The following is a 26586-nucleotide window of genomic DNA, read 5'->3' as shown; positions in this document are numbered from 1 at the left end:
TATTGTTCTAATGCACGTCAATCCTATAAACAGTAGTAGTATCCCCTATCAATGTAATCGTAAAATCTACGGGAGTTACATGCACAAGTTTTTCGGTATAAAATAATGTACCGTCAATTTTAAAAGCGTCCTTTTGTACCAGCAAGCCGTTACTTATATTTTTTCGGGCTTTCCATATTTCATAAGCGGTTGGTTCTATAAGCAAGGGCAGCATTTTTGTAGTAGTATCTATATAATACATTTCGTGGATCAGCTTTTTTCGTTTCTCCCTTTTTGGTTTCGTGCTACGTAACGAGTATCCGGAACATTTACGGCCATTCACGATGCTATCACCTGTTGCAAAATAATCATAATTGTTAATTTGGTATTTGTATGGATTACTAAACTCATAAAAAGCTTTTTGAGCGATACTGATTTTTTCAATTGAAGCCAAATCGTCTGGGGTAACATTTCCATTAAAACTTCTTCCATCATTATCCCTAAAGTACAACTTCAGTTTTCCTTCTTTATCAGGCTTGGCCGTTGCAAAGAAGTTGTTAGCGGTGCTGCCAATGTAATATATTGCTTTATAGTTTTTAGTGGAATCCTGAGGATATATGGCATCATATTCTAACTTATAATCCACAACATATTTTTTCAGGCTGTCTGTTTGCGCCTGAATATAAATACTTAAAAATACCGCAAGTAAAGTAAAAATTGGTTTCATAATACGCTGTTGCTGGTTGTATCACGAATGTACGTTTTTTGAAATTTATCCATTAGCATTTTCAACTATTTTTATTACCGTGTCTGTGCCCATAATATCTCCGCCGTCGATTAAATGCATTTTAATATTAGAAAAAATATAGGTGTCGCCCACTTCTGCATTATTAAATATGCCTTTTAAATCTCTTCCATATATTTTATAGTAGCGTGTTTTACCATCTTTTTTGATAACGTTTAAATCAAAGTTATCAATGTCAAAACTACAATCGTACATAAAATTGGGCAGTGTAGAAGAAACGGAATACGTTTTTCGGGCAAAATCCACCGGCATGGGTTTAGACGAATTAAAGACCGTTGCCCTGAAGGTAAGTATAGGGTTGGGAAATTCCAACACGTGAAAATCCAGGGTATCGCTTACATTTTTGTATTTTAGAATTAATAAGGCCCGGCCACTTGATTCTGTATTTACTATGAGTGTAGAATCATCCTTTATTTTGAATGTAGCATCTATGGCTGAAATATTGATTTTATGGCAATCAATATTTTTAATTCCGATTTCATTATTTATACCCCGATATAAAATTTTTGTTTTTAAATCATAACTTATATACGAAGTGCTTTTGCAGGAATACAAAAAGCTTATACAGCAAAATGCAATAAAGGAATAAATAAATTTTTTCATGGTTGGGTGGTGTTTTCGTATTAAATATACGTAAAATCAAAAAAACAGCCTACGCCGCCGCTTCCTTAATCTTACCTGCTACTTCCAACACGCCTTTGTATAGGGCATCGCCGGCAGCCAGTGCATCTCCGGGCACTGTAGTGATGAACTTATAGCCCAACCCACGCGTGGCGGTCAAAAAGCTGATTCCTTTCTCAAAATTTTCAGGCAGGTACAGCAGGCTCTCGTTTATCGATACGATGCTAAATCCTGTGCGTACCAGGCTGGGGTACTCTGCAGCCAGGGCCGCGCTGGGTGTGGCATCTACCGCAATAAGGTTTTGCAGGTCGTGCTCCAGCACATACTCCATTACATCATCTATCTTAAACGGAATAGCAAAGCGTATAAAGTTGGCCTCCCAGGCATAGCCGTCGCCGTCTTTTTCAAAAAATGCCACGCTGCTGTTTGTTATCACAGGAAAGCGGATGTTGTCAGCGAGTGCGCTGTAGGTTTCACGTTCCTTAGTTACTTTGTTTATTAGCGCGCTGCCGGCATTCCCTATGCCGAAGAGTACTATATTTATTGTGTGTGCCATCTGATTTTATATTTTTTATGGACTATTTTTAAATGAATTTTGGTAACACAGCGGCAATGATTACCTAAAAAAGAAACTGCCTCTGGTGCCGAATCAAAGGCAGTTCTTAAACAAACAAAAAACAACTTAAAACAAACTTATATTTTCTAACCAGCAAGGCCTGTAGTACCCTGTAGGTTTAATTTTTTATAGCTACAAGGTTTTTAAAACCTTGCAGCAGATGCTAATTCGCAACCGCCAGTTCTTTATATAAACTAAGGTGTACCGGCGTGTTGTTAACCAGCGTATCAAAAACCGGGCTGCGGAACTGCACTTCGTCCATCCAGCGCTGAAGTGTGGCAAGCGGTGCCGCAGCAGCCGGCCTTAGTGTTATTTCTATTTTTTCAAAACCGGGTTTTTCTTCCGGCCTGTGTTTAAAGTCGCCGGTAATTTCAATCTGCAGCGATTTTAGCGCAATGCCCAGTTCCTTAGCTACCGCAATGCCCAGCGCGTTAATACAGCCCGCAAAGCCCGCAAGGATGTATTCATACGGGTTAGCCGCCTGTTGCACATATTGTGTGGCGTTAGGGCTTATGCGCAGGTTAGCTGTTGAGGTTTGTACTACAAACTGGCTGTTTTGTCCGGTGTAGCCCAATACGTTAATGGCTTGCGTTTTCATGGTGATTGAATTTTATGTTGATGACTGAACTTGCTGGATACTATTTTGGCTAATAAAAAAGGCTCTTTCGGAATGTTGTTACCAAAAGAGCCTTCGCACCTGAATTATAAACTACGTTTATACGCTTGACCGTTCTGGTAAATGTATGGGCTGCACCTGCATCGCCCACGACGGCGACTGGCAAATCAGCTGTTTACAATAATTATGTACGGTAGCGGTATTCATATCTCTTTTACTTTTGTAATCGTATTCTTATCTTAAAACAAAAAAGCCACTGCTTTTATTGTGCAGGGGCTTTGTAATTTTTTATGTTTTATAAAACTTAAAATGCATACAACGCTACCCCTGCCGGAAACGGTTTCCAAATGGTGTGCACGGATGAACAAATATTAAGTTTCATGACTATTTTTGTTTTGTTTATCAAATGTGCAACATATTTTTCAATCAGCCAAATTTAATTTTAAAATTTAACAATTATTCTTTTGGGTGTTTTTTTTTACTCTTCCATTTCTCTTATAGTCGACCCGAGGGGCATTGCTCGAACTGGGGGAGCAAATGGAATACCTGTCACGAAGAAAAATTTATTAACCTAAACTTTGTGCTCCGTTGCACCTTCGTTATACGCCTTTGTGTAATAACCTTCCGAAACCTCAAACACCGGCTTTAAAATTTTGGACAGCTGCCCATGTTCTATTAAAAACGCATCGTGCCCGTGTACCGAATGTATTTCATTATACGTAACGGTAATTCCCGCCGCCTTTAGCGACACATAAGTTACCTGGGTTTCATCGGGTGTAAAGAGCAAATCGGTATCTACGTCTACCAGGTGTACCGTTGAGGATATTTTTTTGGCTACAGCCAAAAAGCTATCGTTGCCGGCAATGTTTATAGAGCGTAGCAGCCGGTTCATCAGCTTATACGCCGGGAGGGTAAAGCGGCTAGCCAATTTTTTACCGTGTTTGTCCAGCCACAGCTCTATATCAAACGAACCGCCCAGCTGCTCACGGTTAAAGCGTTGCTTAAGGCTTTGCGGCGTGCGGTACAATAGCATGGCATGCAGGCGCGCGTCGGCCAGCGGGTCGGCGCTATTGTTCAGTATACGTTCCTGCACCAGTGTGTTGGCAATTACCCAGTCCGTTGCCTTCCAGTCCGTCGCTATGGGTATAAGATGTTCCGTAGCATCAGGCCGCAGCGCTGCCATGTGCCAGGCAATGCCCCCGCCCAGGCTGCCGCCAATGAGTGCAAACAGCTTGTGAATACCCCGCTTTTCCAGCCCTTTCCAGAATAGCGCCGCCACATCTTCGGCGGTTATATCCTTATAATTATATAGCAGGTTTTCTTTAACGCCATCATACCCGTTGCCGGGAATATTAAACGCCAGTACTGTGTAATGGCGCGTGTCTACGGTTTTTGCCCTGCCTATCAGGTCGTTCCACCAGCCTGCAGGGCCGCTAACGTTGCTGTTGCCCGTGAGCGCATGGTTAACCAGTACCACCGGCGCCGTGCCTATGGGCGGACCAAAAGTTTGGTACGATAGTGATACAAGGTGCAGGCTTTTGCCGCTTAACAGTTTCCATTCGGCAATTATTATATTATGTAAATCAGCCATATTTCTCTTTTTTTTAAATAAACCGCCCCCGCATGAGCCGGCGGAGACGGTTTGACCACCAAAAACAAACAAAGTATGCTCTTTCAATTATTTCTATTTCCCTCTCGCAAACCTCTCCTTTGGAGAGGGGCCGGGGGAGAGGACTTTTAGGCTGGGTGAGGGTTATACCAATACGCCAATCTTCTCAAACACCGCCTGTAAATCGGCTTTTAAATCTTCAATATCCTCAAGGCCTACTGACAAGCGAATCAAATCCTGTGTTACACCGGTAGTTGCCTGCTGCTCTGCGCTTAGCTGCTGGTGCGTGGTGCTTGCGGGGTGGATGATGAGTGACTTGGTATCGCCTATATTAGCCAATAGCGAGAAGAGTTTGGTTTCGTCGGCTACTTTTTTTGCCGCTTCAAAGCCGCCTTTCAGGCCAAACGTTACAATGCCGCTTTTACCTTTTGGCAGGTATTGCTCGGCCAGTGCGTTATATTTGCTGGTTTTTAATCCCGGGTAGTTTACCCATGCTATCTCGTCGCGGGTTTGCAGCCATTCGGCCAATGCCTGTGCATTTTTACTGTGTTTTTCTATGCGTACTTCCAGCGTTTCAAGGCCCTGTATGGTCTGGAAGGCGTTAAACGGACTAAGTGCCGCGCCAAAATCCCTTAACCCTTCAATACGCACCTTTGCAATAAAGGCTGCGTTGCCCAGCGCTTCATGGTACACCAACCCATGGTATCCGGCAGAAGGCTCAGTAAACTCAGGGAACTTGCCACTGCTCCAGTCGAAGTTTCCGGCATCGATAATTACGCCGCCTAATGATGTGCCGTTTCCGGTTATGTACTTGGTTAGGGAGTGAATCACAATGTCTGCACCGTGTTCAATAGGGTTAAGCAGGTAAGGGGTAGCCACGGTATTATCTACAATAAAGGGCACTTTAAAGGCTTTGGCTTCTTCCGAAATGGCTTTAAGGTCCAGCACATCGAGCTTAGGGTTGCCGAGTGATTCCGCAAAAAAGGCGCGGGTGTTTTCCTGTGCGGCATCTTTAAAGTTTTGCGGGTTTTCCGGATCTACAAAGGTGGTGGTAATGCCCAGGCGCGGCAGGGTAACGCTAAGCAGGTTGTAGGTGCCGCCATAAAGGCTGTTGCTGGCAACAATGTGGTCGCCGGCTTTTAGCAGTGTGAGCAGGGTGGTGGCTATGGCCGCCGTACCCGACGCCGTTACTACCGCCGCAATTCCGCCTTCAAGGGCTGCAAGCCGTTGCTCCAGTACATCGTTAGTAGGGTTGTTAAGGCGGGTGTAGATAAAGCCCGGCTCGGCAAGGCCAAATAAGTTGGCCGCATGCTCTGAATTGTTAAAAACGTATGATGTGGTCTGGTAAATTGGCACCGCACGTGTTCCGCCGTTTTTAGTTACATCGTGTCCTGCGTGTAGTGCTGCTGTTGAAAATTTTTGTGTACTCATGATTTTTAATTTTTAAATGATTTTATTTGAATTTGAACGAACTAAGATGCTGTAGAAAATAAAAAGCCCCTTTGGCACAGTTACCAAAGGGGCGAATAGTTTGAACGAACTATACTAAGATTATCTCTTTCGCTTATGGTAACGGGGCTGCGGTGTGCACATGCACATCATACAACAACAGATTACCATATTTTTAGCGAAATTTTTCATTTGTTCTTTTTTAATCCTCACCTCTTGCCCCTCAAATGAGAGGGGAAAAGTTCGGGCATTTGAGTTAGTTAAACTTTTTGTGCCTTGTCGTGCTGCTCTTGTCGAAGCATGATAAAACAAAAAAGCCTACCGGGTTGCGGAAGGCTTTGCGTATATTTTTAAGAAACTTAAAATTAGGCAACAGTGCGTTCCGCGGAAGTCTTCCACATCATACAGCACATTTTGCACATTGTAAGGTTCATAAGTTTTCGATTTTTACTTTAGCAAACTTCGATAGTATTTTTTTATTTACCAAATAAAATTTCAAAATTTAACAGTATTACGTTTTCGGGGATAAATTGATGCTATCTACCTTTAAAGTAATTTAAACAATAATTTCACGCAAAAGGCTATTCCCGCACAGCTTTGCGTTCCGGACCCTTTTTGTGAAATATCACCGGTGTATAATCAGTAAAAATAATCAATAGCAATTTTTAAGCAGCTAACCCAAAATTAAAAATGCCATAACGGTTTTTTTATTCCGATAAGGTTTATACCTTTGCAGCCGAATTAATTGTGAGGAAAAATTTGTCTGATTGCAACCTCGGTAAAATAATGCTAAAGCAGGACTTCCCTCCCTTTAGCCCGTTGCAACAGCGATATCCTACTAAATTTATAGACTATACACTATGGCATATTTATTTACGTCAGAGTCCGTTAGTGAAGGACACCCTGACAAAGTTGCTGACCAGATTTCAGATGCGCTGATTGATAACTTTTTAGCCTTTGATCCCGAGAGTAAAGTAGCCTGCGAAACACTTGTTACAACAGGCCAGGTAATACTTGCGGGAGAGGTAAAAAGCAAGACTTACCTTGACGTGCAAACTATAGCACGCGAGGTAATACGTAAAATTGGCTACACAAAAAGCGAATATATGTTTGAGGCCAACTCATGTGGTGTGCTTAGCGCCATACACGAGCAGAGCCAGGACATTAACCAGGGTGTAGACCGTGCCAGCAAAGAAGAGCAGGGCGCTGGCGACCAGGGCATGATGTTTGGCTATGCCACAAACGAGACCGAGGATTATATGCCGCTGGCGCTTAACCTGAGCCACAAACTGCTACAGGAACTTGCTGCACTGCGCCGTGAAAACAGCGAAATTACCTACCTGCGCCCTGATGCTAAAAGCCAGGTAACGCTGGAGTATGACGATAACAACAAGCCGGTGCGCATTGATGCTATCGTGATTTCTACACAGCATGATGATTTTGCGGATGAGCCTGCCATGCTCGCAAAAATTAAAGAAGATATTCTTAATATACTTATACCCCGCATTAAAAAAGACAACCCGCAGTACGCGCACTTGTTTAATGATGAAATCCAGTACCACATTAATCCTACGGGCAAGTTTGTAATAGGCGGCCCGCATGGAGATACCGGGCTTACCGGGCGTAAAATTATTGTAGATACCTATGGTGGTAAAGGTGCCCACGGTGGTGGTGCGTTTAGCGGTAAAGACCCCAGCAAGGTAGACCGCAGCGCTGCTTATGCTACCCGCCATATTGCAAAAAACTTAGTGGCTGCCGGCATAGCCGATGAGATACTGGTACAGGTGTCGTATGCCATTGGTGTAGCGCAGCCTATGGGTATTTATATTAATACCTATGGCACATCTAAAATAAATCTTACCGATGGCGAAATTGCTAAAAAAGTAGAGGCTATTTTTGATATGCGCCCTTACTTTATAGAGCAGCGCCTAAAGCTGCGTAACCCTATATACAGTGAAACCGCCGCTTACGGCCATATGGGCCGCACGCCGGAAGTGGTTACCAAAACGTTTACATCTCCTGGCGGTGAGGTAAAAACCCTTGAGGTAGAATTATTTACATGGGAAAAGTTAGACTATGTAGAGAAAGTAAAAACAGCCTTTGCACTTTAGTATCGGTAGTTTTTCATATAATATTTGAGTAGCCTTGCAATTTTAGGGTATACGCTTTCGTTTTCAAAATATAATTTTACCAGCACCAGCATGTTAAAACACTTCAGGTATACTGCCATATTTCGTTGCATTGCGGCACTTATGGCGGTATATCTGTTTAATATCAGTGCTGATCCGGCAGATAACGGCCCCGTTGGCGTTGCTGAAAACCTTAGTATCAATAAGCAGGAAAGTTTTTTAGAGATAGCAATTGAAAAAGTATTTGGTTATGATGACGCCATAGCCGAATATGATGATAATGATTGTGATGAGGGTTTTTCGATAAAAAAGACGCTTTCAATAGACTTTTACCTTGTACCGATGGCTAAGCCTGCGCCAAAAAAATACATTCTTACTTTTAAAAAACAGCCCATTATAGTGTTGCTTCAAACGCATAAGGATATAATGGCCGAAATTAATTCCCCTCCACCCGAAGCTTAATTTGTTATTAGTGAATAGCCATTGCTGCCCTCTTGTATCGGGGTAGCGATAATTATTATGTATTGACGTAACAAATTAAGTAAATGATCCGTAAATTTTTATCAATGCTGTTATTACTAACAGCCCATATTGCTATGGCACAGACCGAAGCAGAAGAAAACCGCTCTATAGACAGCCTTTATATTAAAGAAGTAGAAAAAGATGCAGGCCCACCCAAGGTACTACACGCCGAACCGCTCTATATTGACCTTATTCGCGACCTGGGTGCCCGTAAAGGGGAGAGGGAATGGAATGTAGGTATGGGGCTTACCGATAAAAGTACCTATGATGAATATATAGCCCTTGTAGAATACGAATGGGCGCCTGCAGACCGTCTTGGACTTGAAGTAGAATTGCCTTTTAGCATGTATTACCCCGGGGAGGGTGCAGCACCGGGCAGTAAGCTCAACAGCCTTAAAATGGCCATACAGTATTCATTTTTTGTTTCAGAAAAGGCGAGTACTTCGTTAGCAGTGGGCTACATTCAGGAATTTGAATTGACTGAATTTAACCGTTATCAAAACGCCCGTATCTTCACCGGAAATGTGTACAACCCTTTTTTTGTAGCTGCAAAGCGCTGGGGGCAAAACTTCCATACGCTTATCTATACGGGTCCGCAGTTTATTCATCATTTTGAAAGCAGTGCGATGCACACAGCGTGGCAAATAAATACAAACATTCATTACATGATACCCGGTACCCGCAATTTTATAGGTATAGAGTTTAACAAAGAAGTGGTGGGACAGGATTTTGATATGACCATAAGGCCGCAAATGAGGGTTAGCATAGCTGATAACCTGTTGATAGGCATTGCAACCGGTATACCGGTTAACCGTGAAAACGAGCGGCTCAGCACATTCCTGAGGCTGATATATGAACCAGGACATAAAAAGGAATAATAATGGGGGCTGCCTAAATTCAGACAGCCCTCATTATATTTGTTTAATTCTCAAAAACAACCGTTTTATTATGGTATACAAACACGCGGTCCTGCAATACTAATTGCAACGCTTTTGCCAGTACCGATTTTTCTATTTCTTTACCTGCCTTAACCATATCGGCAGGGGTAAAGGTATGGTTTACGTGTATGGTTTCCTGGGCGATGATGGGGCCTTCATCAAGGCTGTCGGTAACAAAGTGGGCGGTGGCGCCTATGAGTTTTACGCCGCGTTCAAATGCCTTGCGGTAGGGGTTTGACCCAATAAAAGCAGGCAAGAAAGAGTGGTGTATGTTTACGGTTTTCATCGGGTAGGCCGCTACAAAAGCAGGGGAGAGTATCCGCATGAATTTTGCCAGTACAATATAATCAAATATGCAGTTGTTTATGGTGTTCATTAATTCGCCCTCAAACTCCTCTTTAGTCTTTTCTTCGTGCGAAATGTAATGAAACGGCACTGAAAAGCGGGCGCACAAGTCAGCAAGGTCTGGGTGGTTGCCTATTACACATTCTACCGTGGCGCCCAGCGTGTTAAAGTGGTTGCGCACCAGTATGTCGCTCAGGCAGTGGTATTCTTTGGTAACCATTACTACTATCTTTTTATTGGGGTTCGGGTTTATAACAACTGCGGCATCGCTGGGCAGGGCGGTTACAAGATCGGTTTTAATCGACTCAAAATCAGCTCCACCTTCGCATACAAAACGCGCAAAAAACCGGTTGTTCTCGGTATCGACAAACTCGCGCAAGGTGGTAATATTAAGCGAATAATGAGCCAATACATTAGCTATAGTAGCCACAAGGCCTTGTCGGTCGGTGCATTGTATTAATAGAACCATGGGAATGGATTTAATTTTTGGAAAGATAGAGATTTTTTGGTTGTCCTCATCCCCGACCCCTCTAAGAGAGAGGGGGTAGCTACACTCTTGGTTTTGACTGTGTATTATTATGTAATTTGGAGATGTTTTCTAACCAAACTGTACCCGTCCGTTGGCCCCTCTCCTTTGGAGAGGGGTCGGGGGAGAGAACTATCAGCCAATTTTCCTCAAAAAAGTTAAAAATCACTTGCACGTATTGAAATAATTCCTACATTAGCATCAAGTAAAATAACAAAGTAATGCACAACCTTTCTTTTTATAGCACCTATTTTTATTTCTTCTGGAAAGAGGAGAGGGGTTATATGGCTGTGTAGCAAAATATGATACAACAAACACCAAATATAATCCCGATGAAAGTCGGGATTTTTTTTTGCCTGAAATGAAAACAATACATACAGAAATGATTACAGCGGTAGATACAAAAATAGCCATACAGGGCATTAAGGGCAGCTTTCACCACCAGGTGGCGGGGGAATGGTTTGGCGCCGATGCCCCGCTGGAGGAGTGTATGTCGTTCCCTGCCGTGGTACAGAGCCTGGTAACCAAAGAAGCGGGACTGGGCATTATGGCGCTGGAAAATTCCATTGCGGGTAGCATTATCCCTAACTACGCGCTTATTGATAACAACAACCTGCACATCATCGGCGAGCATTACCTTAATATCAGCATGAACCTTATGGCGCTGCCGGGGCAGAAACTGGCTGGTATAACTGAGATACATTCGCACCCCATGGCGCTGCTGCAGTGTACTAATTTCTTTGCAAAACACCCGCATATTAAATTGGTAGAAAGCGCCGATACCGCCGAAAGCGCACGCTATATCCGCGAAAATAACCTTACGGGGATTGCCGCGATAGGCAGCGGTATGGCGGCTGAATTGTTTGGGCTCGATGTGTTGGAAGAAGCCATCCATAATATAAAAAACAACCAGACGCGCTTTGTAATTGTGAAGACGCACAACAGCGTGCTTCCGGCAGAGGAAATCGACAAGGCATCGGTAAAATTTGTACTCGATGATACCCCCGGCAGCCTGGCCACGGTCCTAAATGTGATGAACAACTGCAAGCTGAACCTGACCAAGATACAGAGCATGCCAATAGCAGAGACACCCTTTAAATACTCGTTTTTTGTGGATGTGGTGTTTGAAAAATACAAGCATTATGCAAAGGCAAAAACGATACTGGAACTAATGACAACCGAGTTTAAAGTACTTGGCGAATATAAAAAAGGACAACAATGATAGCACCTGCAAAACGCCTTGATGAAGTAAAAGAATACTACTTCTCGGGGAAGCTGAGGGAAATACGCCAGATGGTTGCAGACGGTAAAAAGGTAATAAACATGGGCATCGGCAGCCCTGATTTACCGCCGTCGCGGGAAGTTTTAGATGCCATATCTAATTCATTTGCTGATACGAAGGCACACGAATACCAAAGCTACCAGGGGTTGCCGGAACTGCGCGACGCCATTGCCGGTTTTTACCAAAGGCACTTTGGCGTAGGCCTTAACCCGGCTAACGAAATACTGCCACTTATGGGCAGCAAAGAGGGTATTATGCACATCAGCATGGCATTTTTAAATGAAGGCAACAAAGTACTGATTCCTAATCCCGGGTACCCGACTTATACATCGGCGACAAAGCTGGTAGGCGCTGAGCCGGTGTTTTATAATTTGGCGGAAGCCAACAACTGGGAGCCTGATTTTACAGCTTTAGAGCGACAGGATTTAACCGGTGTGAAAATTATGTGGGTTAACTACCCGCACATGCCTACCGGAGCTAAGGGCAGCAAAGCGATGTTCCAAAAGCTGGTTGATTTTGCAAAGAAGCACAATATACTATTGGTAAATGACAACCCTTACAGTTTTGTGCTGAATGATGCCCAGTTCTCCATCTTCCAGGCAGAAGGCGCTAAAGATGTGGCGTTGGAACTCAACTCGCTCAGCAAAACCTTTAATATGGCCGGTTGGCGCGTGGGCATGGTCAGCGGCAACGCCACGCTGATAGACGCAGTACTGAAGGTAAAAAGCAATATGGACAGCGGTATGTTTTATGGCATACAAAAAGGCGCCATTGTCGCACTGAACAGCGGCGCGGAATGGTTTCAAAAACTTAACTATACCTACAGCAATAGGCGCGAACTTATCTTTACATTGGCCGATAACCTTGGCTGCACCTACAACCGTGATACCGCCGGGCTGTTCGTTTGGGCAAAACTGCCTGCAGGAATAGATAATGCTGAGGCTTATGTCGATAGCATACTGTATGATAAGCACATTTTCCTTACGCCGGGTACGGTATTTGGCAGCGCGGGGGAGGGCTATGTTAGGTTTTCACTCTGCGCACCGGAAGAGGTAATTACAGAAGCTATTGCCAGATTTTAATTAAGTTGAAAAAGTTATAATGTTGAACGTTGTAAAGTTGTGACCCAACAACCAGCAACCGACAACCAACAACTAAAAAATGAACGTACTCATAATAGGATTAGGATTAATAGGCGGTTCGCTGGCGCTGGATATCAAAAAGGTGTTTCCGGAGGCTAAGATGTCGGGTATTGATGCGAGCGATAAGCACGTGGAAGAAGCGCTGCTGCTGGGCGTTATACAGCATGCGGCTACTACCGATGATATTGCGGTAGCCGACTGGGTTATCCTGGCCATTCCGGTTAACAACATTGCTACTGTGCTGCCGCAGGTGCTTGATAAGGTGAAAGAAGATGCCATCGTTTTTGATGCCGGTTCTACCAAGGCAGCCATTTGCAAGGCGGTAGAGCACCATCCGCGCAGGCGTAATTATATTGCCACACACCCCATAGCGGGAACGGAATTTAGCGGCCCGTCAGCCGCCGTACATGGGCTGTTTGACGGCAAAACGAATATCATCTGCGAAGTAGAGCGCACCGCCTTTAAGCTGCAGGAAAAAGCGCTGGAGCTGTTTAAGTCCATCGGCATGCGCATCCGCTATATGGACCCGGTGTCGCACGATACACATATTGCCTATGTTTCACACCTGTCGCACATCAGCGCGTTCATGCTGGGTAAAACGGTTATTGAAAAAGAGAAAGACGAGCGCGATATTTTTGACATGGCGGGCAGTGGTTTTGCCAGTACGGTACGGCTCGCCAAAAGTTCGCCCACAACTTGGGCAAGCATCTTCAGCGAAAATAAAGCTAATGTAAGTGAAGCACTGCGGCTGTACATAGCCAATTTGCAGAACTTTCAGCAGCTGCTGGAAAAAGAAGATTTTGATGGGATATTCCAGGAAATGGAAAATACAAACAGGATTAAGAATATACTGAACGGGATAAAATAAGAGCCAGTTTGCAGTGTTCAGATCGCAGCTGCAGAATAATAAATAGAATAGAAAATACAAAATATAATAGTTATGGAAAATACCCCCGCACTACGCACCTGGTTAGACGATTTTAAATTAGACCACCCACTGGTAATTGCCGGCCCGTGCAGCGCCGAGACCGAAGAACAGGTGTTAAAAATAGCCCACGAGCTTAAAGACAGCGACGTGAGTATTTACCGCGCAGGTATCTGGAAGCCGCGCACCCGTCCGGGAGGGTTTGAGGGTGTGGGCGCAATAGGCCTGAAGTGGCTGCAAAAAGCAAGAGCTGAAACGGGTTTATTAATGGCAACCGAAGTAGCCAACGCTACCCATGTAAAGCTTGCACTTGAGCATGACATCGACGTGCTGTGGATAGGCGCACGAACTACCGTAAATCCTTTTGCGGTGCAGGAAATAGCCGATGCGCTTGCGGGCACGGATAAAATTGTACTGGTTAAAAACCCGGTAAACCCTGACCTTGCCCTGTGGCTGGGTGGCGTAGAACGCCTGTACAATGCCGGTATTAAAAAGCTTGGCGCTATACACCGTGGCTTTAGTACATACGAAAAAACCAAGTACCGTAACATACCGGAGTGGCAGCTGGCTATTGAACTTCAGAACAAGTTCCCCGACCTGCCGCTTATATGCGACCCGAGCCACATTACCGGCCGCCGCGACATGATACAGGAAGTGAGCCAGCAGGCGCTCGACCTAAATTACGATGGGCTTATCATAGAAACGCACATAGACCCGGAAAACGCCTGGAGCGATGCGGCGCAGCAGGTAACACCTACGAAACTAAAGCAGATTTTTGAAGACCTGCGCGTGCGTAAAGAAGTAGGCACGGATGCCGACTACGACAAAAAAATGGCAGGCCTGCGCATGAATATAGACGAATATGACAATAAGATAATAGAGATACTGGGCAAACGCATGCAGGTAGCCGGGCAGATAGGTGCGTTAAAAAAAGAGTTTAACGTAGCGGTATTGCAAAACAAACGCTGGAATGAGATACTCGACAAAATGACAGCACAGGGTACTGAAAAAGGCCTGGGTAAAGACTTTATTATAGATATTTTTAAAGCCATTCACCAGGAGAGTATCAGCCAGCAGGAAAAAGTGATTAACGGATAAAAATTTCTTTTAACATTTTGTTAATATCAGGAGGCTTTTTTGTATTATCGCACCAAAATAGATAAGTACCAACCGATGAAAAAAATTTGTAGCAGCTGCATTGCTATTTAGCGGTATTGCGCCATTAATGGCTCAAAACAAAATTGATAAGATAAACGTTACTTACGGGCAGGAACTTCCTGACGATAAGCAAAAACTGGTAGACATTACCGGCGAGGCTAACGGAAAAATTTACGGCCTTGCCATTAAAGGTAAAGATACCTATATGCTTAAAATATTTGATAGTGGCACGATGGCACAAAAGTCGTCGCATGAAATTATCATTCCTGACCTTAATGACAAGGAAGTTGAGTTTGAAAACCTGTACCTGCTAAACGGTAAGCTGTATGTGGTAGGCAGTGTATATAACAAAAAAGAAAAAATATTTAACCTGGTAGCCACACCATTGTCTGAAGAAGGAAAACTAAGCAAGGATGGTGTAGTGCTGTTTAAAAGTGAAGTAGAAAAGAAAAGCGCCCGCGGTGGTTTCTATTTCCGTAAAACCCAGGATGAGAACGGCCTGCTGGTAATGCACGCTTCGCGCTTTGATAAGGAAGATGCCGTAAAGTATGATATTAAGCTTTTTGATGATAACCTTAAGGCCATCTTCAGTACTACCGAAAAGGTAAAGTTTGACGATAATCATAAGGATTATGAGTTTTATATCCCTGATTTTCAGGCTGGGCTTAATGATGATGTATATGTAGTAATAAATGAGGGTTACCGCGATAATAAGAAAAAAGAACGTGTTGAGCGTTTTGAAATACATGCCTACAAGAGTGCAAAAAACTATACGAAAGAGGTAATAAACATAGATGTTAAAGACCAGTCACCTATAAACTGCAAGATAGTGCCGTCAGGCGATATACTGCATCTTATGGGCTTTTATTCAAGCGTACGCGAAAGTGGCCGTAGCAACAAAGAGCTAAAGGGCGTGTATGCTGCTACCGTTAACATGAAAGATAACAGCGTTACTAATGTTAAGTTTAATGATCTTGATATGCCTACACGCGTAAAGCTGCTTGGCGAACGCAGGGCGAAGAAAGGTAAAGATGTACCACCTTTATATAACATTATCCAGATTATAGGGCGTGAAGATGGTGGTATGATTATGGTTTCAGAATACCAGCTAGTAGTAATAGGGCAGTCATCGGGCATCGGGCCGCTGGCCTTTACCCCGGTAACCTACATTAAGAACGAAATTATTGTTACCTCCCTTGCGCCGGACGGTACCCACGAGTGGAGTAATGTATTACCAAAAGAACAGGCTGCATCTGTAACTACAATGTCATTAGGCTTGGGTTTTGGAGGTGTAAGCAATGGTTTTGCTGTGGGCGGCACGGTAATGATACCGCTACTGCAAATGGGCAAAGGCCCGGAGTATCTTGGGGCATTGCCTATTTATAAGAACGGTGAACTAAGTATCCTGATTAATGACAACGTAAAAAATAAGGGTATTACCGATATTGAGGAAATAAAATCTATGGGCAATTATAACAATGCGGTGCCATCATTATTCATTTTTGGAAAAGACGGTAAAATTACCCGTAAAGACCCTGAAGAAGTTGTTAAAAATGAATTGGTTATTCGTCCTGGGGTAAACTACTCTAAAACCGACAACGAGTATATTATTTATTCGTCTAGGAAAAAGAGCGATAAACTGGGCAGGATGTTCCTTCTTGATTAACAGTATTAGTAAAAATTAAAATATGAAGCCGTCTCAATACTTAATTGGGGCGGTTTTTTATTTTTGATGGTATTTCTATATGATAGAGTAATGGCCCATCAGGAAAGCGTCAGCCAGTAGGAGAGAATGATGAACCAAATCTTTACTATTCGAATTAAGTTCTATAACGTAAAGGATTAAGGAGATACAAAAAAGCCATATTCTCGTATGGCTTTTTTGTCTTAGCAGCTTAGATTTTTATTAAAATTGTTCGCGGCCTGAAAAGTGGAATGCGCCCTCTATTGCAGCGTTTTCATCGCTGTCTGAACCGTGCACGGCATTTTCCCCCACTGAAGTGGCATATTTTTTACGGATGGTACCTTCGGCAGCATCAGCCGGGTTTGTAGCTCCTATAAGCGTACGGAAATCCTGTACGGCATTTTCTTTTTCAAGAATGGCGGCTACAATAGGCCCGCGCGACATAAAGCTAACCAGTCCGTCATAAAACGGGCGCTCGCTGTGTACAGCATAAAATGCCTGTGCATCGGCAACGGTAAGCTGTGTAAGCTTCAGTGAAACGATACGGAAGCCCGCTTCGGTTATCATGTTAAGTATTCCGCCGATGTGCCCGTTTTCAACCGCATCCGGCTTAATCATTGTAAACGTCCTGTTTGTTGCCATAGTGTTTTAAATTTTGCTCAAAAGTAGTGTTTTTTGGGGGATGGTTAAAATGAAGACGGTTGTTTATAAAGACAAAATGCCCCTTAGTAATAAGGGGCATTTCAAACCAACCAACCAATGTTATTCTTTCCGCAGAAAGGTAACACTGCAAATTTAAGGCTTTATGCAGCGCTAAATGCCCTGCTTTAGGTAAACAGACTGTTTAATACGTTGAATGGCGTTTAAGTGTCGACGAGCGGATATATTATAAAAAAATAAGCACCCTCTGTGAAGGCGCTTAAGAATTTTTTGAAAATGAGGGTTCGAAGCTCTATTTCCATATCTAATGTAAAATAGTTCAGTAATATTTAAGAATAGTTAGCGAGATAATCGGTGAACAGCTAATTTAATCGATTAAATGATAATATTTGAATAAAAACTGTAGTGTGGCGAAGAAATTACCAGTGGCGTGAAAAATAAAATGCCCCCCAAGACGGGAGGCATTTCAAACCAACCAACCAATTAAGTTTTGTGAAAAAAACTTATTACTGCAAATATACGTTATTTATATTGTTTGGGATTTAAATAATTTGTTAATTAGGTAAATCTTAAGATTTGTTTTGTTTTATTGAAAAACAGTCATTAAATCTTACTGATTGTTACGGAAATCAAAAGAAAACAAGATGCCTTTAAGGGTCAATTCTTTATAAATATTCTTACAAATGGGTTGATTTTTACCAAATGCATTACATAAACTAATGTTTAATCAACCGCATGTGTTGTTACCCAGTATTTCCATGCAATTATTGCTTTTTGCAATTTAGTGGCTTTGGCAAGGTCGAGTTGCTGCTTTGTATAATTGGGCAGCAGTGCTTTATTTATTTTTGCGAGTATCTTAAACATAAAATCCGTTTTTGGTATACCACAAATTTAAGAAAAGGCAGCATTATATGTACTGCCTTCTTTCATAAATAATTGTTATTTATTGGTTTAACTAACTCCTAATAAATTAAATTATGCTTTGCGTGTTGCCTTTGCCGCTTTAGCCTTTTGCGTTGCTTTTTCGTGCTCCTTAAGTATTTGCTGATGTTCTTTTATTATTTGCTGGTGCTCTTTCATTATTTCATCGCGGGCCCTCATCATATCTGCACGTGCCTTTTTTATTTCTTCCCTTGCTTGTTCCATATCTTCCCGCGACTTCAGGCTTTGCAGCCTCTTTGCATTTTCCTCAAGTATTTTTCCTGCTTTTGTCATAGCATCGGCATTGGCATCCAGCATAATAATATTTTGGTCTGTATCCATCTGCATATCTATTTCCATTTTATTTTTCAATACCATATCCATAGTCGCGCGGATATTATCGGCGTTAATTTCAAAATCAAAGTCGGGCATTTCACCGGTGCTCCAGCTAAAGCTGTTTTCTGTTACCATAGGTGCATCATATTCAAAAGTAAACGCTTTGTCGGGCCTCACTACCATAACATGGCCGTTTTGAGGCCCGGCTGTAGTTATTTCTATGGCACCGTCTTTAGCCTCTTTGCCGTATTTCTTTTTAGCATCTTTGCCTTTAATAACGTTTACAGCGCTTATGTCCTGGCCATGCGGAATGTATACGGGCTCGCCTTTCTGCTGTTTTACACCGTTAACAACTATAAGGGTATTGTCACTAGTGTTCATGGCTATGTTTTGCCCGTTACCACTGCTGTAACCCATTTTAGCAGGGGGTGCGGCAGCACTTAACGGCGCCAGCGGATCTAACGGCGTGAGCGGTGAGGCAGGGCTTGTTATTACCTTTCTTTTCGTTACAATTACGGTATCGCCTCTTGTCAGGTAATCGCCGGAGTCGCTAAGATATTTGCTGGTTTTTGGCGCTGATGGGCTAATATGTATCTCTTTAATGGCATCGCTTTGTTTTACAACGGTAATGTAAATGGTAGTTATTGGCTCGGTACCGTCTATATCATACAGGCGGTTTATATCGTTACCTTTTACCTCAATACGTATGCCCGTTATTTCACCCTGCTCATTGCGGTTTACGTTAGTAAAGCTTGCCTCGGCACCGTGGGCCGATAGTTCATCCTGGTATTTTTTAAGGATGTCATCTCCGGTGTCTTTAGTAATTTCCAGCGTTTCCACCTCTTTTGCTTTTGCATCCCCCGTTTGGGTAATTGTTTTTGTGCCTGTTTTTTCGCGGGCCACGGTTTTTACCTGAAAGGCCATCATAAAGGCGGCCAGCAGGGGCAGCACTACGGCAAACTTCCATGAGTTGCGCCGATGCGATCTTTGTTTGTTCAGCATAACGATTCGTTTTTTGATTAATGATTGATAAAAGTGATTGATGATTGCAATTTGTTGTGGCTGTACCGATAGGCGCAGCATGGTTTTCTGGTAGGCAGTACGGTCGGTTACCTGTATGGCAGCTTCGGCATCGGCAATAAACTCCAGGTTTTGCGAGATGGCCTTGCGGTACAGCCAGGCAACAGGGTTAAACCAAAAGAGTATGCAGTAGGCCTGTGCAGCAAGCATGTCTACCGAATGCTTCTGGCGGCTGTGCACCTTTTCGTGGCTTATAATGCTTTCCAGCTCCTGCGGTTGCAGGGCGTTAGAATTATAAACAATATAGTTAAAGAATGAAAATGGCGCTTCCACATCATGTGAGTCTACCAGCTTGTAGCGCTCCTGGCGGACAAGATTTTTTCCCTTTACCATGGCGCGGACTTTGTAAATGTCTGCCAAAAGTTTTATGCCAAAGAACAGCATACCTGCCACATATATACCGAGTACTATATACAGCCAGTTTAGCTGAAAATCAGGTTGCGCGGACTTGTTTTTCATAGCGGCCATAAGTAGTGCCATATCGGCATTACTAAGCGGCTGTTGCGGCCGGGGGGTTACCCAGATTGTTTTAGTAAACACAGCAAGCGGTAGCAGGGTAGCGCTTATAAGGCCCATAAGCAGGAACACCCGGTTTGCGTTAAAAAAAGTTTCCTTTTTGAGCAGCTGGTACGCCAGGTAAAATAGCGCCAGCAAGGCAGAAGACTTTAGTGCATACAGTAGTAACGTATCCATATTATTTCCTTTTTTCTATCATGTCGAGTATTTCACGGAGCTCTTCGGCGCTTATTTTTTCTTCGCGGGCAAAGAATGATACCATGCTTTTGTATGAGTTGCCAAAGTAATTTTCAATCGCGTTGCTCATAAAGCCGGTGCGGTACTCTTCCTTAGTTATTACAGGGAAGTACTGGTGGGTATTGCCAAAGGCGGTATGGCCTACATAGCCCTTGTCCTCAAGGTTGCGTATAATTGTGCTGTAGGTATTATAATGTGGCTTGTCGTCTTTAACTTCTGCCAGCACATCTTTTACAAAAGCTTTTTCCAGCTTCCATAATATGTGCATTACTTCTTCCTCTTTATTTGTCAACTTTTGCATCTCCGTTTTATTTAGTATTTCAAAGCTAAAACTATTTTTTTAGTTTACCAACTATTTTTATAGTTAAATAACTGTAATTGCCGTTTTTTTATTGTGCGGTGTTTATAATTTTTTTCAGATGGTATTATAACCACTTGTTTATCTTACTGCAACGGGCAAAAAAATCAGTTAGTATTTGTTTTTGCAAAAACAAACGAATAATCCTATTTTTGTGCATCCAAAATATATACAATTAGCAATGGGAAGAGCGTTTGAATTCAGGAAAGCACGGAAAATGAAGCGTTGGTCGGCCATGGCCAAAACGTTTACACGCATAGGCAAGGATATTGTAATGGCCGTAAAGGAAGGCGGGCCTAACGCCGAGACCAACTCAAGGCTGCGCGCGGTAATACAAAATGCCAAAGCGGCAAACATGCCTAAGGATAATGTAGAGCGTGCTATTAAAAAAGCATCGGACAAAGATACCGCTAACTTTAAAGAAGTACTTTTTGAAGGCTACGCGCCGCACGGCATTGCCATACTTATAGAAACCGCCACTGATAATAACAACCGCACGGTGGCTAACATACGCAGTTATTTTAATAAGTGCAACGGCGCCCTGGGCACACAGGGTTCGGTAGAGTTTATGTTTGACCATACCTGCAATTTCCGCATACCCGCTGAAGGCCAGGATGTAGATGAGCTGGAGCTGGAAATGATTGACTTTGGCGTAGAGGAAATCTTTGCCGATGAAGACGGTATATTGATGTACGGGCCTTTCGGCAGCTTTGGTGCCATCCAGAAGGAACTTGAAAATAGGGGTATAGAAATACTTTCCTCAGGCTTTGAAAGGATTCCGCAGGTTACTAAAAAACTTACCGAGGCCGAAGTAGCCGATGTAGAAAAGCTACTGGAGAAAATAGAAGAGGATGACGACGTGATGAACGTATACCATACTATGGAGGAGTAATCATTTTAGATTTTAGAATTAAGAATTGAGCTCTACTCATGGTTAATAATCTGAATGAAATGTATTATATATAAACAATAAAGCCATCCGTAAAGATGGCTTTATTGTTTATATATATAGTAGCGTCTAGAAATTAAACGAAGCACCTATTTGCCATACAAACTGGTTGTTGTAATGGTCAAACCCTACAACATCGCTGTCGTACTTAGCGATAGGAAAACCAGCTTCGGTATATAAACCAAACCCGTCGGTAAAGAAGTAGCGTGCCCCTACGTGCCCGCCAAAGTTACGCAGGCCCAGGTCAAGGCCGGGGTAAACGTCAAACTTCTCGCTAATGCCTATTACGTTGCCTATGTTGGCATTAATCCGGGCTTTAATATCGGCCCTGTCGCCAAATTCGGCTTTCTCGCCTAATATATCATCTGTACCTAACAGGTAAGTGGCTGAAAAGCCATAAGAGAGGTTAGGCCCAATGCCAAAATCCGCCGTGGCGGTGATGCCTGTTGCATGGTCCTGGATGTTAGCGCCTATATTTAATTTTGCGTCCCCTTTTCCTGTAAAAGCCTGTGCACCTGCAAAGTTAGCTGCAAGAAGGCCGGCAATAAGTAGTAGTTTTTTCATGTTTCCTATAGTTAATTAAGATTGTTTTTCTTACAGTAAAGATACTGCAATCTGTTCTATACTGCCATATCCGGGTTACATATATGGGAAAATGTTAACTTTAGGAAATAATTTTTATACTATAACTGTAACATATCACAAAAGCGGCAGTCATTATATAAAAACCAAGTTACAACGCATTGGCTGAACCCAACCAGAATATCGACCACTTAGTTGCCCTGTGCAGGGAGGGCAACCGCAATGCCCAGTTTGAGGTGTATAACCGCTATTATAAGCCCATGTACAACACGGCACTGCGCATAGTAAAAGATAGCCACTGGGCCGAAGATGTAATGCAGGAAGCTTTTTTAAAGGCTTTTACAAAAATTGCATCTTTTAAGGGTGAGGTTACGTTTGGGGCCTGGTTAAAAAAGATTGTGCTTAACCACAGCCTTGACAGTTATAAGAAGATTAACCGCGCGGCTGCAGACCCGCTGGACGATGTTTTATATAAGGTTGAGGACGATGGGTACCTGGAAGAGGTAAAAATAGATTTTCAGCAGCTGCAGCTGCAACAGGTAGGCGCCGCAATACAAAGCCTTAAAGAGAGTTACCGCCTTATACTTACCCTGCTGTATATAGAAGGTTATGACCAGGAGGAAATTTGCGAAATACTTAATATTACCGCGGGCAATTGCCGCACAACGATAAGCCGGGCAAAAGAAAGCCTGCTAAAAAAACTGAAAGGACTATGACAGAAGAGGAAAAAGACCGTTTAGACGGTTTGTTTGAAGGATTTAACGGACAGTGGGATACCGCAGAACCTGCATTGGGGCACCACAACCGCTTTATGGACCGCCTTGACGGTAAAAAGAAAAAGAAGTTTGGGTTTATGGGTATAGCGGCTTCTGTGGCGGCAGTGGTTATTATGATGATAGGCTTTGTTACTGTATACAATAATGGTATGGAAAACGGCCTGGCGGCAAACAAGCTGTCTCCGAAAAACCGGGAGGCGCAGCAGTACTTTACCATGGTTATAAACAAGGAGCTGGCCAAAGTACAAAAAGAAAACAGCCCGGAAACCAAGACGCTGGTGCACGATGCCCTGCAGCGTATGGATGAGCTGGATAAAGACTACGCCCGTCTGGAAGACGAACTTATGAAAAAAGGCGAAAACAAAAAGATAATCCATGCGATGATAACCAACCTGCAAACACGGATATCATTCCTGGAAGACGTATTGACACAAATTGAAAACATCAAAAAAATTAAAAATAACTACCATGAAAATAATAGTTAACTACTTAATTATACTGCTCTTGATGCCTACGCTGGCAACTGCGGGCATACCTAAAGGGAAATATATAAAAGAGCGGAAAATATCTAAGTCATATACGGTAAACAACAACGCCGGGCTACAGGTGGGTAATAAATATGGTAATATTGTTATAACCCCCTGGGATGAAGACCGTACCGAAATTGAAGTTGTAATAACCGTAAGCGGCAATAACGAAGACAATGTGCTGAAAAGGTTTAACAGCCTTGATGTAGAATTTGAGGCAACCAGAGAGCTTGTAAAAGCGTTTACTAAAATAGGCAATTTCCGTGGGATGAATATTAATATGGAAATTAACTATACCATAAAAATCCCCAGGAACGGTACTCTGGGCGTAGGCAACCAGTATGGCGGCATAAAGCTGGGCAGGATAAACGGTGGCATGAACATAGACTGCCAGTACGGTAGCCTTACTATTGATGAGGCAAATGCCGAAAACAATACCATAAATTTACAGTACTGTGATGCATCGAGGATAGGGTATATAAAAGCGGCCAAAATAAAGATGCAATACAGCGGTATTTATATTGTAAAATTAGGCATGCTTACCGCCAGTGCCGATTATTCTGAGGTAACCATAGATAATGCCGGCGATGTAAATATGGGCCTTGACTATAGCGAGCTTACCATAGGCAACGCAGATAAGGTAAATGTAAGAGCCGATTATACCGCCCTTAAAGTAGGCCACGTTGACGACCTGCTCAACATAAAAACAGAATACGGCGATGTGACTGTAAAGGAAATAGCTGCATCGGCAAGGAGTGTAGTGGTTAACAGTACTTATGGTACCACAAAACTCGCATTTGCCGATGCCGCACGGTTTACTTTTGAGTTTGAGCTTGATTATGGTAGTCTCTCAGGGCAGGAAAACCTCAAGTTTTCCGAAAAATCAGATAAAGATTCTTCGGCACATTATAAAGGCAGCAGCAATACAGGCAGCGGCGCTTGTAAGGTATATGTAAAATCTGAATACGGAGACATTAAAATAAACAGGAATCACCCCTAAGCCATTTATCTCTTAAATTGCCACAGCGATTTCTTTTTAGCGAAAACAAAAAATCGAAACCTTTGCTTTTCAACATATAATCTTTTAATGAAGACCAAGTGGTAGGGTCTTACACATATCGGCACAGGGGAGCATTTCAGCAGTTTACTATAGTACGTTTTGTATTTGTTAACGGGGCCTTCTTCGCTTTTAGCGGGAAGGCTTTTTTGCCTGCTACGGGGTGCGTATTATTACCTGTCTTTTCCTGCCGAAAGGTCCAGTAATATCTTCATGCCTTCCAGTATATAAGGGTCGCGCTTTATGTTTTTAATCTTATATTCGTTTACTGTTTTTACATATTCGTCAGTACCCAGTGCATTATACGTACCCGATACGCCTAAAGTGCTTTCGGTATCCATTACATCCTTTACATCTTTGTAGAGGCTATCGGTACTGTGCACGTCATCAAATACATTGCTAAATGTTATGGGCAGGGGCTTTTTGTCGGCATTATACAATACATTAACGCGCTGGTTAAGACTGTTTATAGCGGTAAAGGACGCATTTGCCTTTATACGCCCCTCGCTTTGCGATACCGCGTTTTTTATAGGCAGTACCGGGAGCTTGCTGTAACGCAGTTTTACATCAATAGTATCATTAAGCAGGGCATTGGCCATCTTGCTTTCCCTGGGCATAATGTCGCTAAACAGCATGGGCAGTTTTACATCAGGTATAATGCCTGTATACTGGCTGCTTTTCCCGTTTACCCTATAAAAACGGTCTACAGTGATTTTTATAAAATCGCTTTGCTCTTTTTCATCCAGTGGCATTATAGTTTGCATAGAGGCTTTGCCCAGGGTAGGGCTGCCCACAATTACGGCGCGGTTATAGTCCTGCATTACCCCGGCAAAAAACTCGCTTGCCGAAGCCGTAAGCCCGTTTACAAGCACCACCATAGGGCCATCATACAGCATGCCGCGGTTGTAATCGCGCAGGGTGTTGTATTTCATCTGCTTATCGGTAAGGATGCTTATGGGCCCAAAGTTTATAAACATACCGGCCATGCGCACCGCTTCATCCATAGAGCCGCCGCCGTTGTATTGCAGGTCGATAATAAGGCCGGTAATTTTTTGCTCTTTTAGTTTTTTAACTTCGGCGGCCACATCTTCGGCCATACCGGCGCGCTTGCCGTCTTCGTAGCCCGAATAAAAGCTGGGTATTTTTATGTACCCTGTTTTTTCGGTGCCTTCGCCCAATACATAGCTGTACACGGCGTTGTCGTCATCACGCATCTTTTCTTTAGTAAGTGTAACCGTATAAAGGCTGCCGTCCTGCTTGCGCAGGGTTAGCGCCACATCGCGATAGCTGTCGCTGTTTACAATATTAGTCACCGCATCCATAGATGCGCATGATATAATATATTCCTGCTTGTTAGCGGTTAGCTTTATAATTTTGTCGCCCTTTTCTATTTTTTCCGACTTAAATGCCGGGCCGCCGGGCACCACTTCCTCCACCACCATTTGCTCATCGTCCTCCTGGTTCACATAAAGCCCAAGAGAATAATTTTGAGAGGATATAGTAGATACAAAAGAGGCTTTTTCGTTATAGTTAAAATAGGCACTGTGCGGGTCGAAATAGGTGCAGAAAGCATTGTAGAATTTGCCGTATACAGCATTCTCAAACCCATCGGCGGGGGAGAGCAGGTTGTCTGCACGGCACAGGTAGGTGCTTGTTATTTTTTGCTTACTGGTTTCAAACAACGCGGGAAGCTGCTTAGTAAGCGAATCTTTATTCTTGCTCAGTTCGGCTATGTCTTCCAGTATATCCAGCGTTATTTTTTTGCGGAGGTATTTTTTAATGCGCTCCGGCTCTTTTAAATACGGATAGGCCCCTTTAGAATACCGCATGGTATCTGTAGTAGTATAGGTAAGCTTTTCGGCGCTTATTTCCTCAATAAATTTTTTGTTACGTTCCAGCGCGGTGCGGTACACGCTTATAAAATCAGTGAAAAACGCGCAGTCTTTTTTATTGATATAATCGTCTATCTGGTTTTTGTGCACCGCGAGCTTGTCAAACTCTGTAGCGGTAAAAAGCACATGGTTATCGTCCAGTCCGTCAACCACCTGGTTAAAAACAAATACCGATAGGCTGTCATCAACTTTCTTAGGCTTAAAGTGGTTTTGCTGCAGCATCTCGCTAACGCGGGAAAAGGTTTTGCACGCCTTTTCATTATCCTGTGCATTCAGCAAGGATGTAAGGACGAATAGTAAGGCGCACAGTTTTTTCATAGTTGAAAGGTTACAATAGTAAATGTAACTA

General features: G+C 43.1%; 25 protein-coding genes. 12 read left to right on the top strand and 13 right to left on the bottom strand.

Annotation, left to right across the window (positions count from 1 at the left end; genetic code table 11):
• Nucleotides 1-7: 7 nt before the first annotated feature.
• The 6 genes from ACLI09_RS15350 to ACLI09_RS15325 all read right to left on the bottom strand — a co-directional run bounded on the left by ACLI09_RS15350 (nt 8) and on the right by ACLI09_RS15325 (nt 5677).
• Nucleotides 8-706, bottom strand: a complete 699-nt coding sequence (locus ACLI09_RS15350; RefSeq protein ID WP_411420523.1) for a hypothetical protein — start codon at nt 704-706, stop codon at nt 8-10.
• 45 nt (nt 707-751) lie between these two features.
• The gene (locus ACLI09_RS15345) at nt 752-1387 is read right to left on the bottom strand and encodes a hypothetical protein (protein WP_411420522.1); all 636 of its coding nucleotides are present in this window, start codon (nt 1385-1387) and stop codon (nt 752-754) included.
• A 49-nt stretch (nt 1388-1436) separates the two neighbouring features.
• Complete coding sequence (locus ACLI09_RS15340; RefSeq protein WP_411420521.1) at nt 1437-1961, bottom strand: hypothetical protein; 525 nt, start codon at nt 1959-1961, stop codon at nt 1437-1439.
• A 223-nt stretch (nt 1962-2184) separates the two neighbouring features.
• Complete coding sequence (locus ACLI09_RS15335) at nt 2185-2619, bottom strand: OsmC family protein (RefSeq protein WP_411420520.1); 435 nt, start codon at nt 2617-2619, stop codon at nt 2185-2187.
• A gap of 589 nt (nt 2620-3208) precedes the next feature.
• Entirely contained in the window at nt 3209-4228 is a 1020-nt protein-coding gene (locus ACLI09_RS15330; RefSeq protein ID WP_411420519.1) for an alpha/beta fold hydrolase, read from the bottom strand.
• Between the two features lie 162 nt (nt 4229-4390).
• The gene (locus tag ACLI09_RS15325; protein WP_411420518.1) at nt 4391-5677 is read right to left on the bottom strand and encodes an O-acetylhomoserine aminocarboxypropyltransferase/cysteine synthase family protein; all 1287 of its coding nucleotides are present in this window, start codon (nt 5675-5677) and stop codon (nt 4391-4393) included.
• Nucleotides 5678-6555: 878 nt separating this feature from the next.
• Between ACLI09_RS15325 and metK the strand changes: the two genes are divergently transcribed.
• The 3 genes from metK to ACLI09_RS15310 all read left to right on the top strand — a co-directional run bounded on the left by metK (nt 6556) and on the right by ACLI09_RS15310 (nt 9224).
• Nucleotides 6556-7806 (top strand): methionine adenosyltransferase, encoded by a 1251-nt coding sequence (metK, locus tag ACLI09_RS15320; RefSeq protein ID WP_411420517.1) that lies wholly within the window; start codon nt 6556-6558, stop codon nt 7804-7806.
• A 90-nt stretch (nt 7807-7896) separates the two neighbouring features.
• Entirely contained in the window at nt 7897-8286 is a 390-nt protein-coding gene (locus ACLI09_RS15315) for a hypothetical protein (RefSeq protein ID WP_411420516.1), read from the top strand.
• A gap of 104 nt (nt 8287-8390) precedes the next feature.
• Entirely contained in the window at nt 8391-9224 is an 834-nt protein-coding gene (locus tag ACLI09_RS15310; RefSeq protein ID WP_411420515.1) for an HAEPLYID family protein, read from the top strand.
• 43 nt (nt 9225-9267) lie between these two features.
• On the opposite strand, the gene purU is transcribed toward ACLI09_RS15310, so the two are convergent.
• Nucleotides 9268-10098, bottom strand: coding sequence for a formyltetrahydrofolate deformylase (purU, locus tag ACLI09_RS15305; RefSeq protein ID WP_411420514.1), 831 nt, complete (start codon nt 10096-10098; stop codon nt 9268-9270).
• 418 nt (nt 10099-10516) lie between these two features.
• On the opposite strand from purU, the gene ACLI09_RS15300 reads away from it, so the two are divergent.
• The 5 genes from ACLI09_RS15300 (at nt 10517) to ACLI09_RS15280 (ending at nt 16328) form a co-directional block, all read left to right on the top strand.
• Complete coding sequence (locus ACLI09_RS15300; protein ID WP_411420513.1) at nt 10517-11377, top strand: prephenate dehydratase; 861 nt, start codon at nt 10517-10519, stop codon at nt 11375-11377.
• A complete protein-coding gene (locus ACLI09_RS15295) occupies nt 11374-12519 on the top strand; it encodes a pyridoxal phosphate-dependent aminotransferase (protein ID WP_411420512.1) in 1146 nt (381 codons plus the stop codon). The genes ACLI09_RS15300 and ACLI09_RS15295 overlap by 4 nt, the downstream gene beginning before the upstream one ends.
• 79 nt (nt 12520-12598) lie before the next feature.
• Nucleotides 12599-13447 (top strand): prephenate dehydrogenase, encoded by an 849-nt coding sequence (locus ACLI09_RS15290; RefSeq protein ID WP_411420511.1) that lies wholly within the window; start codon nt 12599-12601, stop codon nt 13445-13447.
• Nucleotides 13448-13519: 72 nt separating this feature from the next.
• On the top strand, nt 13520-14602 hold the full coding sequence (locus tag ACLI09_RS15285; RefSeq protein WP_411420510.1) for a chorismate mutase: 1083 nt from the start codon (nt 13520-13522) through the stop codon (nt 14600-14602).
• Nucleotides 14603-14729: 127 nt separating this feature from the next.
• Nucleotides 14730-16328 carry a hypothetical protein gene (locus ACLI09_RS15280; RefSeq protein WP_411420509.1) on the top strand — a complete coding sequence of 533 codons (1599 nt, stop codon included), beginning with the start codon at nt 14730-14732 and terminating at the stop codon, nt 16326-16328.
• Nucleotides 16329-16568: 240 nt separating this feature from the next.
• On the opposite strand, the gene ACLI09_RS15275 is transcribed toward ACLI09_RS15280, so the two are convergent.
• The 4 genes from ACLI09_RS15275 to ACLI09_RS15260 all read right to left on the bottom strand — a co-directional run bounded on the left by ACLI09_RS15275 (nt 16569) and on the right by ACLI09_RS15260 (nt 20397).
• Entirely contained in the window at nt 16569-16988 is a 420-nt protein-coding gene (locus ACLI09_RS15275; RefSeq protein WP_411420508.1) for a nucleoside-diphosphate kinase, read from the bottom strand.
• Nucleotides 16989-17729: 741 nt separating this feature from the next.
• The gene (locus tag ACLI09_RS15270; protein WP_411420507.1) at nt 17730-17870 is read right to left on the bottom strand and encodes an SsrA-binding protein; all 141 of its coding nucleotides are present in this window, start codon (nt 17868-17870) and stop codon (nt 17730-17732) included.
• Nucleotides 17871-17981: 111 nt separating this feature from the next.
• A complete protein-coding gene (locus ACLI09_RS15265) occupies nt 17982-20036 on the bottom strand; it encodes a M56 family metallopeptidase (RefSeq protein ID WP_411420506.1) in 2055 nt (684 codons plus the stop codon).
• Nucleotide 20037: 1 nt separating this feature from the next.
• Entirely contained in the window at nt 20038-20397 is a 360-nt protein-coding gene (locus ACLI09_RS15260) for a BlaI/MecI/CopY family transcriptional regulator (RefSeq protein WP_411420505.1), read from the bottom strand.
• Nucleotides 20398-20635: 238 nt separating this feature from the next.
• Here ACLI09_RS15260 and ACLI09_RS15255 point away from each other — a divergent pair, with 238 nt between their 5' ends.
• A complete protein-coding gene (locus tag ACLI09_RS15255) occupies nt 20636-21346 on the top strand; it encodes a YebC/PmpR family DNA-binding transcriptional regulator (RefSeq protein WP_411420504.1) in 711 nt (236 codons plus the stop codon).
• Between the two features lie 126 nt (nt 21347-21472).
• Here ACLI09_RS15255 and ACLI09_RS15250 read toward each other — a convergent pair whose 3' ends face one another.
• Nucleotides 21473-21967 (bottom strand): DUF6646 family protein, encoded by a 495-nt coding sequence (locus ACLI09_RS15250; RefSeq protein WP_411420503.1) that lies wholly within the window; start codon nt 21965-21967, stop codon nt 21473-21475.
• Between the two features lie 179 nt (nt 21968-22146).
• Between ACLI09_RS15250 and ACLI09_RS15245 the strand changes: the two genes are divergently transcribed.
• Genes ACLI09_RS15245 through ACLI09_RS15235 form a run of 3 tightly spaced genes read left to right on the top strand, consistent with a single transcriptional unit; the run spans nt 22147 to nt 24288 of the window.
• On the top strand, nt 22147-22701 hold the full coding sequence (locus tag ACLI09_RS15245; protein ID WP_411420502.1) for an RNA polymerase sigma factor: 555 nt from the start codon (nt 22147-22149) through the stop codon (nt 22699-22701).
• Nucleotides 22698-23246, top strand: a complete 549-nt coding sequence (locus ACLI09_RS15240; protein ID WP_411420501.1) for a hypothetical protein — start codon at nt 22698-22700, stop codon at nt 23244-23246. Before ACLI09_RS15245 ends, ACLI09_RS15240 begins: the two co-directional genes overlap by 4 nt.
• Nucleotides 23230-24288 (top strand): DUF4097 family beta strand repeat-containing protein, encoded by a 1059-nt coding sequence (locus tag ACLI09_RS15235; protein WP_411420500.1) that lies wholly within the window; start codon nt 23230-23232, stop codon nt 24286-24288. The genes ACLI09_RS15240 and ACLI09_RS15235 overlap by 17 nt, the downstream gene beginning before the upstream one ends.
• Nucleotides 24289-24518: 230 nt before the next feature.
• On the opposite strand, the gene ACLI09_RS15230 is transcribed toward ACLI09_RS15235, so the two are convergent.
• Nucleotides 24519-26555, bottom strand: a complete 2037-nt coding sequence (locus ACLI09_RS15230; protein ID WP_411420499.1) for a S41 family peptidase — start codon at nt 26553-26555, stop codon at nt 24519-24521.
• Between the last annotated feature and the right edge of the window lie 31 nt (nt 26556-26586).

The organism is Flavobacterium sp. RHBU_24, from assembly GCF_046613695.1.
In the GTDB taxonomy this organism is placed as follows: domain Bacteria; phylum Bacteroidota; class Bacteroidia; order Flavobacteriales; family Flavobacteriaceae; genus Flavobacterium.
This window is presented reverse-complemented; position numbering and strand designations above follow the sequence as displayed.